At 66.6% G+C, this 13556-nt stretch carries 7 protein-coding genes and 1 tRNA gene; 2 read left to right on the forward strand and 6 right to left on the reverse strand.

Going from position 1 to position 13556, the window contains the following annotated elements; translation table 11 throughout:
• Positions 1–107 precede the first annotated feature (107 nt).
• Positions 108–1799, forward strand: coding sequence for a Na/Pi cotransporter family protein (locus ACVWY3_RS11405; protein ID WP_456838522.1), 1692 nt, complete (start codon positions 108–110; stop codon positions 1797–1799).
• Positions 1800–1891: 92 nt separating this feature from the next.
• On the opposite strand, the gene ACVWY3_RS11410 is transcribed toward ACVWY3_RS11405, so the two are convergent.
• From ACVWY3_RS11410 to ACVWY3_RS11435, 6 genes are all read right to left on the reverse strand, one after another.
• Positions 1892–2230 carry a lipid-A-disaccharide synthase N-terminal domain-containing protein gene (locus tag ACVWY3_RS11410; protein ID WP_456838523.1) on the reverse strand — a complete coding sequence of 113 codons (339 nt, stop codon included), beginning with the start codon at positions 2228–2230 and terminating at the stop codon, positions 1892–1894.
• A complete protein-coding gene (locus ACVWY3_RS11415) occupies positions 2227–2961 on the reverse strand; it encodes a glycosyltransferase family 2 protein (RefSeq protein WP_456838524.1) in 735 nt (244 codons plus the stop codon). The genes ACVWY3_RS11410 and ACVWY3_RS11415 overlap by 4 nt, the downstream gene beginning before the upstream one ends.
• 64 nt (positions 2962–3025) lie before the next feature.
• Entirely contained in the window at positions 3026–3871 is an 846-nt protein-coding gene (locus ACVWY3_RS11420; RefSeq protein ID WP_456838525.1) for a phosphatase PAP2 family protein, read from the reverse strand.
• Position 3872: 1 nt separating this feature from the next.
• Positions 3873–5615 carry an ArnT family glycosyltransferase gene (locus ACVWY3_RS11425; protein ID WP_456838526.1) on the reverse strand — a complete coding sequence of 581 codons (1743 nt, stop codon included), beginning with the start codon at positions 5613–5615 and terminating at the stop codon, positions 3873–3875.
• A gap of 50 nt (positions 5616–5665) precedes the next feature.
• Positions 5666–7855: a penicillin-binding protein 1C gene (pbpC, locus tag ACVWY3_RS11430; protein WP_456838527.1), complete on the reverse strand. Its 2190-nt coding sequence runs from the start codon at positions 7853–7855 to the stop codon at positions 5666–5668.
• 8 nt (positions 7856–7863) lie between these two features.
• Positions 7864–13068, reverse strand: a complete 5205-nt coding sequence (locus ACVWY3_RS11435) for an alpha-2-macroglobulin family protein (RefSeq protein ID WP_456838528.1) — start codon at positions 13066–13068, stop codon at positions 7864–7866.
• A 405-nt stretch (positions 13069–13473) separates the two neighbouring features.
• On the opposite strand from ACVWY3_RS11435, the gene ACVWY3_RS11440 reads away from it, so the two are divergent.
• A tRNA-Arg gene (locus ACVWY3_RS11440) sits at positions 13474–13550 on the forward strand.
• Positions 13551–13556 lie beyond the last annotated feature (6 nt).

Below are 13556 nucleotides of genomic sequence, written 5' to 3' on the forward strand. Positions count from 1 at the left end.
GAACGAGCAACCCACGCAGGCGTTAACGCCGATGCGCCAACAAATGGTTTGAACGTCAAGCGTTTGGCGCTAGCCTCACCAATCGACTCTCAATCCGGACACGGAGAATGGGAACGTTGGTTCTGCTCGATCTAATGGGCGGCGTTGCGCTGTTGTTGTGGGGCCTGCACATGGTCCACAGCGGCATTTTGCGCGCCTTCGGCCCGGACCTGCGGCGGCTGCTCGGCAAGGCGCTTGGCAATCGTTTCAAGGCGTTTGCGGCGGGCCTCGGCCTCACCGCGCTGCTCCAGAGCAGCACGGCGACCGCGCTGATCACCAGCTCCTTCGCCGCCGAAGGCCTCGTCAGCCTCGCCGCCGCGCTCGCGATCATGTTAGGGGCCAATGTCGGCACGACGCTGATCGTGCAGGTGCTCTCGTTCAATATCGCGGCAGTCGCGCCGGTGTTGTTCGTGCTGGGCCTCGTCGCCTTCCGCTCGGGACCGCGTTCGCGGATCAAGGACATTGGCCGCGTCTGTATCGGCCTCGGCTTGATGCTGCTGTCGCTGCACATCCTGCTCGACACGCTGGCGCCGGCGGAGAACGCGCCCGGCATGCGCGTCATGATCTCGGCCATCACGGGCGATCCCGTCCTGTGCATCGTCATCGCCGCACTCGTCACTTGGGCGGTGCATTCGAGCGTCGCCAGCGTGCTGCTGATCATGTCGCTGGCCTATTCGCAGTTCATCACACCCGACGCGGCGCTCGCACTGGTGCTCGGGGCCAATCTCGGCAGTGCCATCAATCCCGTGTTCGAAGGTGCGAGGCGCGACGATCCCGCGAGCTATCGCCTGCCGGTCGGCAATCTCATCAACCGCATCGCCGGAATCGCGATCGTCCTCCCGTTCCTGAACGTGATCGCCGGGCACATGCATGCCTGGCAGCCCGATCTCGCCAAAATGACGGCGGCGTTCCACGTCGCCTTCAATGCCGGTACGGCCGTCATCTTCATCGGGCTGCTCGACACCATGTCGGGCCTCCTGACCCGGCTATTGCCCGATCGCGTCCAGGAGGCGGACCCGGCCCGGCCGCGCTATCTGGACGAGAGTGCGCTGGAGACGCCGTCACTGGCGCTCGCCGACGCCGCCCGCGAAACCCTGCGCATGGGCGACCTCGTCGAGGTCATGCTGCGCAAGGTGATGGCCGCGATGATGACGGGCGACCGGGCGCTGGTCGACCAGGTCACGAAGACCGACAATGCCGTCGACGGCCTCGACGAGGCGATCAAGCTCTACGTGACGAAACTGACGCGGGGCAGCCTCGACGAGAGCGAGGGCCGGCGCGCGATGGAGATCATCTCCTTCGCCATCAACCTCGAGCATATCGGCGACATCATCGACAAGAATTTGAGCGAGCTTGCCACCAAGAAGATCAAGCGGCGCCTGCAATTCTCGGCCGAGGGTGCCGAGGAGCTCGCCGCCTTCCACAAACGCACGATGGACTCGCTGCGCATCGCCTTCGGCGTGTTCATGTCGGGCGACGCCAACGAGGCGCGCAAGCTGCTGGTGGAGAAGACCACGCTCAGGAACACCGAGCTCGCCGCCGTCGAGCGCCATCTCGACCGCTTGCGCGAAGGCCGCCCGGAGACCATCGAGACCACCTCGCTGCATCTGGACGTGCTGCGCGATCTGCGCCGCATCCATTCGCATATCTGCTCGGTCGCCTATCCTGTGCTGGAGGCAGCCGGCGAGCCCTATCGCCGGACCGAGACCGAGACGGCCACTCTGCCCGCCTCAGGCGCGGCTTCGGCGCTGCCGCGCTAAAGCGCGATGAGATTGGGCTGAATCGTCATCGCGCTTTAGGCATGATTGCCGCCGCTGCGCGCGACGGCACCGGCGAAACGCGCCGCCTTTGGTCACCGCTCCAGCGTCTTCGAGGCGCGGCCGCGGTTCTTCCAGATCAGCATGATGTTGCGGACATAGATAATCGTGGCCAGCGCCTGTCCGAGAATGATGACCGGTTCGCGCTTCACGACGCCGTAGACCAGCGTCATCAGCCCGCCCCCCATGGAGCAGAACCAGAACGCCATCGGCACCACGCTGTTGCCGGCGCGTTCGCTCGCGATCCACTGCACCAGGAAGCGCGCGGTGAAGAACAGCTGCGCGACGAGCCCGAACGCCAGCCAGAAATCGAACTTGGCGACGAAAACGTCGTAAAGATAATTGCTCAGCGCCTGACCGTATTGAATGATCATGCGTTCACCTCGGTCACCTCTGGTGTCGGCTTCTTGCGACGGATCAGCCACCACACGCCAGCGAGGTCCATGATGCCGATCCACAGCCGGTCGAAGAAACCATAGTTCGACACGCCGGAATGGCGTGGCCGGTCGATCACGTCGATATAGGCAATATCGAAGCCTTCGCGGCGGACCAACGCCGGCAGGAAGCGGTGCAGACCGTCGAAATAGGGCATCATCAGGAAGATATCGCGCCGGAACGCCTTCAGCCCGCATCCGGTATCGCGCGTGCCGTCCTTGAGGATCGCGTTGCGGACGCCATTGGCGACGCGCGACTGAAGCTTCTTGAAACCGGTGTCCTTGCGGCCGACGCGTTGTCCCGCGGCGAGCCCGACATTGCTGCCCTTCTCGACCGCGGCGATCAGTTCCGGCAGGAACGCCGGGTTGTTCTGGCCGTCGCCGTCGAGCGTCGCCACGATCTGCCCGCGGGCCGCGCGCACGCCGCTGCGCACCGCCGCCGACTGGCCGCCCGACTTAGCGTGGCGGAGCTGCCGCAGATTGTCCCGCTGCTTCATCATCGCCACCAGGCGCTCGCCGGTCGCGTCCGTCGAGCCGTCGTTGACGTAGATGATCTCGTAGGCCCAGCGGCCATCGAGCGCCGCGCAGATCTCGGCGATCAGCGGCGCGATGTTGTCGGCTTCGTTGCGCACGGGAACGACGATGGAAACCGAAGGCTGGGACGTCGACAAAGGAGGCTCGTGGTTTGGAATGGGCCTGCCCTCAAGGAACCGGCGGTCCCAGGAGCAGCCGCTTTTATGGGGCAGATGCCCCGCGGGCAACCCTTTTGAGGCGGCCCGAATCCGCCCCCGGAAGAGGCACAATGGTGCCGTCGGCCCGGATCGCAAAGGCCAGCCTGCGGGCCGCGAACCAGTAACGGACCGCCATCGCCCCGACCATGCCCAAGAGGGCGCCGGCGGTGACGTCGCTCGGGTGATGCGCGAGCAGCACGAGGCGCGTCAGCAGGATCACGATTGCGTAAGTGAACATGAACACGCGCAGCCGCGGCCACAGCGCCGACACCGCGAACGCCAAGGCGAACGCCGTCACCGCATGGCCAGACGGCAGGCTGGCGTAAGCCCCGGTCCCCTCGAACGGGATGAAGTTGAACGGATTGGCCACGCCGCCGACGAACGGACGTCCGCGCCCGATGAGATATTTCAGGATCTCGGCAACGAATACCGACAGGGCAACGGACAGGAACAGGTACTGGAGCCGCGTGCCAAAGCCGAGCAGCAGCGCGCGGCGCGTGCCGTGAAGGCCGGCCGCAACGAGCGCCACGACCACCAGCGCGGCGCCGAGCACCGAGAGCACATACTCGTCCTTGCCGAAATCGGTGAGGATGCGGACCGGCCACAGGCTTGGCGTGCCGCGCGCCGGCATCAGCTGGATCTCGGTCAGGTCGAAAGCGACCATCAGCACGATGATCAAGGCCGCGCCCGCCGCGCTCAGCCAGAGCGAATGCCGTGCCAGCTTGCGCGCGGCAGCCGCGCGGCGCGAATGCGACGGTGCACGCACGAGCTGCGCCAGCGCGCGTCCGGACACGGCGAACAATTGTGCAGGATAGCTCGCACGCGCCGCGATGTCGCTCGCTGCCGACATCCTACTCGGTGCCTTCCGAACGGAAGATCGAGATCGAGATCGGCCGCCCTTGCGAGAAATTGTAGCCGTCGATGCGCGCGCCGACCTTGTAGCGCAGCCCGATCGCCTCGGCGCGCTGCACGAAGCTGCGCTCCGAGCGCTGCTCGATCAGCGCGAAGCGGCAGCTTCCCTGCCGCAGGAAGTCTGCCGCACCGGAGCCATCGGTGAGCAATGTCTGCGTGCCCGTGAGGAACACCAGGCTCGGCTCGTGATAGCCGGCAGCCGCCGCCTTCGGTCCGACGCAGCTGACGTTGCGCAGCGCGCGCGCCACCTCGATACTCGGAAACAGCGGGGTCAGCGAGGGCAGCACGATGCCCCAGACCACGACCGCCAGCATCAGGGCGGCGACCAGTGCATTCAGCACCGACCGCTCGGCGCGGTTGGTGTCGAACAGCCACCAGGCGAACAGGCCGAAGATCAGCGAGGCCGCGATGAACGGCCAGGCGACGAAGGCCGGCTGCCGCGTCAGCATGACCGCGCCGACCACCGCGATGATCGAAGCCGCCGCGGGGATCGCGAACCACCAGGCCGAGCCGCGCGCGAGCCAGGAGCGCGACAGCACGTTCCGCTCCAGCGCGCCAACTGTGAGGATCGCAATCGCCGGATAGAGCGGCAGCACGTAATGCGGCAGCTTGGTCAACACCGCCTCGAACACGATCCAGGACGGGATCAGCCAGGCCAGCAGGAACTGCGCGCCGGGCTCGCGACGCGCCCGCCACACCGCAGGCGCCGCCATCGCCGCGAGCGGCGCGCCCGGCCAGAACGTGATCCAGAACAGCGCAAGGTAAAGCCCGGGCGGCGCGCCATGGGATTCCTGGGCGCCGATCTTGCTCAGCATGTCGCCGCCGACGGAGTCCGCAAAGAAGGCGTCGCCCGCGCGCCAGAAGATCGCGACGAACCAGGGCAGCACCAGCACCAGCGTCCACATCAGGCCCCAGAGCGGGCGCAGCTTCCACAGCCAGGAGGCATCGCGATCCAGGATTGCCAGCGCGATGATGGTCAGGCCGGCGAACATCAGGATCAGCGGACCCTTGATCAGAATGCCGACCGCGAGCGCGGTCCAGAAGATCGCGGGCCAGCTCCACGGTGGATGCGTCTCGTCCTCGGCGCGTTGCCAGGACAGATAGGCGCGCGACATCGCGCCCATCGCGGCGGTCACGCAGAACAGCAGCATCGCGTCGGTCTTTGCCAGCCGAGCCTCGACACCGAGCAGCACGGAGGCGCACATCAACAGCGCAGCGAGCACCGCGGCGCGCCGCGTGACGAAGCCGAGGGCGGCCCAATAGGTCATGAGCACCGCGCCGATCGCCCCTAACAGCGAAGGAATGCGGTAGACCCAGATCCGCAATTCGGCCTTCGGCAGTTTGAGCGCCGTGGCAGCTTCAACCGCGGCCGACTGCAACCAGTAGATGCCAACCGGCTTCTTGTAGCGGACGTCCTCCTGGAAGCGGATGTCGACATAGTCGCCGCTCTCGACCATCTGCTTGGTCGCCTGCGCAAAGCGCGCCTCGTCGCGGTCGACCGGCGGGATGGTGAAGAAGCCCGGCAGGAACAGCAGCAACGCGCACAGCACCAGGAAGCCGGCCGCGCGGGCATGGCTGGACGTGACGGCGTCGAGCAGCGACACCAGCCGGCTGCCCGGATCTACGGGCGCTTTGGGCTCGCGGGGCGCTCCAAAACGGGGAGGTGGGTAGGTCTCGGCCATTGGTTCCGCTTACGCTGAAACCGCCATCGCCACAACCGCTTAAGCCAGGGTTATTGAATTCGAATGACAACTGTGTCCGCGGCGCCCGTGGCATCGATCACGGTGAGCCGCGCAAAGCCGGGGCCGGGCGGATCGATCAGGCGCTGGCGCCGGCCGTCGATCTCGCCGCGCGAGGTTCCATTGACCATCACCGTCATGGGCAGGACGCCACCGGCGACCTTGACGGGCATGGCGGCCGCTTCCGGGCCGCCGGAGCGATCGACATCGATGCGCGAGCCGTTCAGCGGAAACTGGATGTGCAGCGCCTGCTCGCCCCCGGTCCGCACCAGTTCCCCGATCGGCCGGAACCGTTTCAGCGGCAGCGGCAGCTTGGCGTTGCTAGCCATCAGGGTTCCCTTCGGCGGCTTCGGCAGCGGGGCCAGCGTCTTGCCGGTGCGGGCGAAAGCGTCGAACAGGATTGGAGCTGCGGCGACGCGCCCGATCAGCCCGGGAACCGGGCCGCCGTCGGGCCGGCCGACCCAGACACCGATGGTCATGCGGCCATCGAAGCCGACCGACCAGGCATCGCGATAGCCGTAAGACGTGCCGGTCTTGAACGCGATGCGGTTGTGAGCGGCATTCTCCGGCGGCGGCGTGCCGAGCAGCACGTTGCCGACCTGCCAGGCCGCGGCCTGGTCCAACAGCCGCATCGGCTCGCGGTCGTCCTTGGCCGCGATGACCTCGCGCAGCGGCTTGGTGGTGCCGAGCCGGGCGAAACCCGTGTAGAGCTGGGCAAGGTCCTGGAGCGTCACGCCAACGCCGCCAAGACCCATGGCAAGGCCCGGCGCCTCGTCCTTGGGCAGCACGAGACTGCCGCCGGCCTGGCGCAGCCGCGAGACCAGCCGGCTCGCGCCGACGCGGTCGAGCAGCACGATCGCCGGCACGTTCAGCGACAATTGCAGCGCCTTTTTCACCGGCACCGTGCCCTGGAACGTCATGTCGAAATTTTCCGGCGCGTAGGAGCCGAAGCGGACCGGACGGTCGTCGATCAGGCTGTCGGGATGGACGAACCCGTCCTCGAAGGCGAGGCCATAGATGAACGGTTTCAGCGTCGAGCCCGGCGAGCGGACGGCACGGGTCATGTCCACCTTCCCTGCCCGGCTCTCGTCGAAATAATCGGCCGATCCGACGCGCGCGAGCACGTCGCCGCTCTCATTATCGACCACGATGATGCCGACCGAGATGTTCGGCCCCAGCGCAATCGCGCGGTCGTGGGCCAGCGGCTCCAGCACCTTCTGCAAGGTCGCATCCAGCGTCAACTTGATGACCGGCGTCTCCTTGACGGTCGCAAGCGCGGAGTCCGAGGCATGCGGCGCCAGGATCGGCATCGGCTTGCGCAGTTTTGGCACGGGCGCGACCTTGGCCTGCGCCGCATCCTCAGGGCTGACGACATGCTCCGCGACCATGCGATCGAGCACCCGATCGCGCGCCTTGCGCGCCGTCTCGGGATAGCGGTCGAGCCGGCGCGTCTCCGGCGATTGCGGCAGGGCGACCAGCAAGGCAGCTTCGGAGAGCGAGAGGCGTTTCGGCTCCTTGCCGAGATAGGCGATCGAGGCGGCGCGGATGCCTTCGAGATTGCCGCCGTAAGGCGCGAGCGCGAGGTAGAGGTTGAGGATCTCAGCTTTGCTCATGCTGCGCTCCAGCTCAATCGCGCGGACGATCTGGTGCAGCTTGGCATAAAGTGAGCGCTGCCGCCGCGGCTCCATCAGCCGGGCGAGCTGCATCGAGATGGTCGAGCCGCCGGACACGATCTGGCCGCGCGTTCCCAGCTGCAACGCGGCGCGTCCGAGCGCGAGCGGATCGAGGCCGTTATGGGCGTAAAAGCGCTGGTCCTCATAGGCGAACAGCAGTTTCAGGTAGGTCGGATCGACGTTCGTTTTGGCATCGACCGGCAACCGCCACCGCCCATCCGCCATCGCGTAGGCGCGGAGAAGCTTTCCGTTGCGATCGACGACCGTGGTCGAGACCTGCCGCGCCTCGTCGAGCGGGAGAGGTCCGAGGGAATAGACCCATGCGACGAAGCCGATGATGGCGAGGATGAAGGTGAGCGCGAGGGCGGAGAGAGCGCGAGGACCCCTGCCTTTCGCTCCGCTGCTGTCATTCCGGGCTGGTCCGAAGGACCAGACCCGGAATCTCGAGATTCCGGGTTCGGTGCTTTGCACCGCCCCGGAATGACGAGATACGTTGTCAGCCTCGCTCATCCCACCACTCACTTCGCCGCCCGCACTTCGACACTGCCCGTGCCCGTCCGGCCGTAGCGTGAGGGGTTGTACATGTCCTCGACATGGGCCTGCGGCAGCACGTATTTGCCGGGCGAGACCGCCCGCACGACATAGGCGACGGTGAACACCGCCTTGGAATCCGAGGTCCGGTCCACGGCCGCGGTGAAGCGGTCGTCGCGGAACTCAGTATCCTCGGGCTCCTCGCCGTCCTCGATCCAGTCCAGCGTGCCGCTGTCGCCCGACGAGACCAGCTTCGGATTGTCGATCTCCAGACCCGCCGGCAGATAGTCGGACACCATGATGTGGCCGTACTCCGGTTTCGCTTCCGTGATCTTCAACACGACGGCGAAGCGATCGTTCTGCTTGACCTTGCTGATATCGGCGGGCTTGCCGTCGAGCGTGAAGTAGTTGCGCTCGATCTTGAACCCGGCGGAGGCGGCCGGCTCCGGTGTCACCGGCGAGCCCGACACCGAGACCACCGCCTGCACCGGTGCGTCGCCAGTGTTGGTGATCTTCAGCGGCTTGCCGCTCAGCGTGTCCGCCTTGTAGCTGCGATAAAGCGCAGTCTTGACCGGCTGGCCGTCGACCTCGATCGAGAGGTTCTCCTTGGCCAGCGCCCGCGCCGCCAGCACCAGCCACGCATTCTCCTGCGTGGAGGTGTAGGGCGTCAGCCCCCGCGCGACTTCCACCCGCGAGACCGCCTGCGTCAGCGTCGCCTTCGGCGCGTTGCCTTCGCTGGCAAGCGAGACCAGCGCTGCGGCATCGCGGAGCTGCGAGCCGTAGTCGGTGCGACCGAACTCAAGCACGGGCTTCGGCGCAAGGCTGTCGAGGGCGGCGCCGTAGACCCGCTCCGCGCGGTTGCGGTCGCCGACCAAAGCGAGCGCCGCCGCAAGCTGAGATTTGGCGATCGGCGTCGCCAGATTGTTCAGCTTGGTGTCGGCGAGATAGCGGAGGTCGCCGATCGGCGCCGCGCCGTTGCGGGCGAGCACGTAGAGACCGTAGGCGAGATCGCGGCCGCCGTCCTTCTCCGGCTCGTTGCCGTTGACGACGGAGTTGCGGATGCGGTCCAGCGCGTTCTTGAACAGGACATCCGGCACCACAAAACCCTTTTCGCGGGCGCGGGTCAGGAAGTCCGTGACGTAGGCATCGAGCCAGGCATCGTCGCCGCCCGCCGACCACAGGCCGAACGAGCCGTTGGCGCCCTGACGCGCCAAAAGCCGTTCGATCGCGTCGCGGATGCGTTGGTCGACCTCGGTGTCCATGGCGAGATGCGCGCCGGCCGCGAGCTCGTTGACATAGAGCAGCGGCATGGCGCGGCTCGTGATCTGCTCCGAGCAGCCATAGGGGTAGCGGTCGAGCGCTTTGAGGATCGTCGCGGCGTCGAGTGCGGTCGACAGGCTCGCCGAAACCGAGACGCTGCCGGTGCCCGGCACGAGATCGGAGAACATGTCCGAGGTCAGCGTCAGGCTCTCGCCCTTGGCGAGGGTGCGGATCGAGCGCCGTGCCAGCACCTGTGTTGCCGCCTTGACGTCGAACGCATAGTGGCGCGCCAGCGCAAGGCCATTCGGTCCCCTGATGTCGACATCGAGCGTCGCCTGCCCCGCCGCGGTCGCATCGAGCGCGAGCGAGAACGCGTTGCGCTGCTTGGCGGCCAGCTTGACCGTGGTTGCGGGATTGCCGGTCATCTTCACCGGGCCGCCGCTCTTGACGTTGACGACGTAGTCGCCGGCCTGGCCCTCGACATTGTCGATCTCGAGATTGACCGTGCCGTGGTCGCCATTGAGCAGGAAGCGCGGCAGGGTCGTGGTCAGGACCACGGGATCGCGGATCACCACGTCGGTGTTGGCGCGGCCGAGTTTTGTCGCGGTCCACGCCACCGCCATGACGCGCGCCGTGCCGGCGAACTCCGGAATGTCGAAGCTCACCTCGGCGGTGCCGTCGGCACCAACGGTCACAATGCCCGAATAGAGCGCCAGTGGCTTCTGCGCAGGCGGCGAGCCCTGGAGCTCGGCGGCTCCGGCGTCACCGCCGGACTTGATCTGGCCGCGCGTGCCCGACATCCCGTCGATCAGCTGCCCATAGAGATCGCGGATCTCCGCGGTCAGGCGGCGCTGGCCGAGATAGTAATCGTCCGGCGCCGGGGGCTTGTAATTGGTGAGGTTGAGGATGCCGACATCGACCGCGGCGATCACGACCTTGGCGTCCTCGCCGGGATTGAGCCCGTCGAGCTTGACCGGGATCTTCAGCGTCGCATTAGGACGGATCAGCGCCGGCGGCGTCAGCTTCACGGCAAGCGTACGGGTCTGCTTGTCGATGCCGAACCATTTCAGGCCGATCGCGCGGCCCGGCATGCGCTGCGCGGCCGCGTCGAGCGGACGGCGCAAGGTCGCCACCACATAGGCGCCGGTGCCCCAATCCTTGCCGACCGGCAGCTTGACCTGGGCGGTACCCTCCTTGACGTCAATGGTCTGCGTCGTGAGCAGGCGGTCGCCGAGCACGTTGACGGTGAGCTTGCCGGCGGAGCGGACATTGACCGACACGGTCATGGTGTCGCCGGAGGCGTATTGCGGCTTGTCGATCGAGGTCTCCAGGAGGTCCGGCGTGTCGGCGCTGCCGTCGGAATACCAGCCCACGTCGAACTGCACCGAGGTTACCGGGCCGTCGGCATCGTTCGACTTCACATCCAGCCGGTAGCGGCCGGGCTGCGGGCTGAGCGAGATCCGCGCCGGCTTGTCGGCCGTAACAGTGACGTCACCGTCGGCGACGCGCGAGGTCGACTTGACCGGCTCGTACTCCCAGTAATTGTTCTGGCGATACCATTGGTAGCGCGACTCCATCTTCAGGAGCTCGTAGCGCAATCCGTCGCGGCGCAGCCGCTCGCCCTCGGGCGAGACGAACACGACGTCGAACTCGGCCTTGTCGCCCTCGGCGACGTTCTTGTCGCCGAACAGCGGCTTGATCCCGATCTGCGCTGCGGCGGGCGCGACCGGCAGCACGATCTTGCGCTCGACGGCGCGGCCGCCGGTCTCGACCATGCGGACGAAGATCTGCGCCTCCTGTGGACGCGTCGATGCCGGCTGCTTGTCCAACGTCACCGGGAATGTCGCGACGCCGTTGGCGTCGGCCTCCGGCAAATTCTCAAGCGGCGTGCGCTCGTTTGAGGTGGTCTCCTCGTCGGCAACGCCGAACTGGTAGCTGGCAAAGCCCGGACGCTCGCTTGCGGGCGCGATCAGCATATCGCCCTCGAGCGCGAGGCCGGCGGCCGGCGCGCCATAGAGGAAATGGCCGTTCGCCTTAAGCTCCACAGGAGCGTTAGCTTTGATCAGCTTGTCCTTGGCGGACAAGTCGAATTCGATCCGATCGGGGACGTAATCCTCGACCATGAAGGTGGTCTCGCCGACCGAGTTGCCCTTCGGATCAGTGAAGGCACGCACCCGCCAGGTCCCGGTCGGGACGGCCGAGTTGAGCGGCACGGCGAGCGTGCGGCCGCCGGCGCCCTGGTCGGCCAGCACGGCGCGGCGGAATTCGACGCCGTCGGGGCGCTCGATCACCAGGGTCAGCGGCCCGCCTGTCACGGCATTGCCTTGCCCGTCGCGAAGCAGCGCCGTCAGGAATACCGTCTCGCTGGAGCGGTAGACGCCGCGCTCGGCATAGACGAAAGCGTCGGCGCCCGCGGGCACCGCGCGCCCCGAAACGCCGCGATCCGAGAGGTCGAAGGCCGACGTCTTCAGGCTGAGGAAAGCGTAGTCGGCCTTCTCGCCGGTGACGGTCAGCAGCGCCGGTGACAGACCACCCTCGCCGCGCGCAAGGCCTGCCTCGAACAGCACGTGGCCGCTGTCGTCGGTCTTGCGGCTCGCCAAGATCTCGTTGTTACGGGCAACCAGCCGCACCTCGGCCATGCCGACCGGATCGGTCGAGGCCAGCGAGTTGACGAAGACATGGATGCCGTCATTGCCGGAATAGGCTGTCACCCCGAGATCGGAGACGATGAACCATTGCGTGGCGAGCTGGTAATCATCATCCGAGCCCGGGCCCTTGGCGGCAGCGGTCATCACATAGACGCCCGGCTGGAGCTCGCCCAGCGCTTGATCGACCGGGAATGCCGTGGTGACGTCCTGGTTCAGATTCATCGCGGTCGCAAGCTCGCCGGACCAGACCTTGACGCCGCGCTCGTCGCCGAGATCGCCGAGCTGATATTTGGTCAGCATCTTCTGGAAATCGCTGTCCACCACCGTGTTGATCAGGTTGCGGTCGCCGATCCGGAAGACGTTGATGTTGACCGCGGGCGTGTTGACGCTGACCACGGGAATGCCGCGCTGCCCGGTCCTGGGCAGCACATACGCGCGGCTGGTGAAGCGCACGAAGGGCTTGCGGTCGCGCACATAGATGTTGAACTCGGCCGACTTCGGCAGGCCTTCCTTGACGGTGGACGGCAGGCCAGCGCGCAGATTGATGTTGTAGCGCTCGCCGTGCTTGAGGCCGTCGACGCAGAGCTGCTTGCCCTCGGCCGACAGCGCCGGCTTGTCCTGGCCCGCGAGAGCCAGGAACGGCGCGAAGTCGGTGCGCTTGGCGAGCTCCACGGAGAACTGGAAGCAGGCGCGCGGGCTCGCCGAATCCGAGTCCACTGTATAGTCGAGCAGCCGGAAGCCGTGCTCGTCGCGCATTTTCTCGTACTGGCCGCGGACGTCGGCGACCTCGCGCGCCTCGAGCGACAGCCGCAGCGCATCCAGCGCCGGCCGCCACAGCTTGCGTTCGGCCAGCGACTTGCCGAGCACGGCGAGCGCATCGGCCTCCTCACCCGGATTGCCGGCGCGCTGGTAGGCGATGTAGGCGGCGGTCGAGGCGCGCTCCAAAAGGAAGGTCTGCTCGCTCGAGTTCTTGGGCCAAATCTGGAAGATCACCTTGGCGAGCCGCAGCCAGTTGCCGGCATCGTCGGGCGTGGTCGCCGCGATCTGGCCGAGCACCGACAGTCCGGTGCGGTAGTCATTACGGCGGAAGGCGGCGTCGGCGTCCGTCTTGAGCGTCGCATTCGTCTTGGCGACCGGCCCCGCCTCGCTCTTGATCTGGGCCTCCAGCTTGATGGCGGAATCGGCGAGATCGTCGCGTTTGAACGCTTTGTCGGCGGCTAGCGCAGCCGAAAGGCCGAGCGCCAGCGTGGCGCAGATTGTGACGGCGCGAACAAGACCGATCATGATGGACTCCCGGAAAACGCGGACGAACGCCGCGGCGGCAAACGAAATGCGCGGAAAGGTGACGGACTCAAGGCGATGGAACCGAAGGTGCAAATCGTCGCATTCGCCATGACAAGGCAAGCCTAGAGGAGAGCGGCCGCAATGTCGCTACGCACGCCGTCCTGATGGCGCAGCAACACCTAGCCAGTCGACCGGCAGCCGTGTCCCGGAAGCTCCTCAGCGCTTCCCGGCGATGTGAACCATCGTCCGTTGCGCTGCCGCTCAACCCGGCACCCTGACACCCCGCCGTTCCGCTTTGTCGCGGCATCGAGGAAATCGGTTCGGTTCAGACTTGGCGAAACACCAGATTTTTCATATTGGCATGTTAGGTGGATGGCCGCCCGCTGAACCGGGGCGGCTCAAGACGGTCCCGTAGCTCAACTGGATAGAGTAGCGGATTTCTACTCCGCGGGTTGCAGGTTCGAGTCCTGCCGGGATCGCCACTCCAG

Source organism: Bradyrhizobium sp. USDA 4486 (assembly GCF_054057995.1).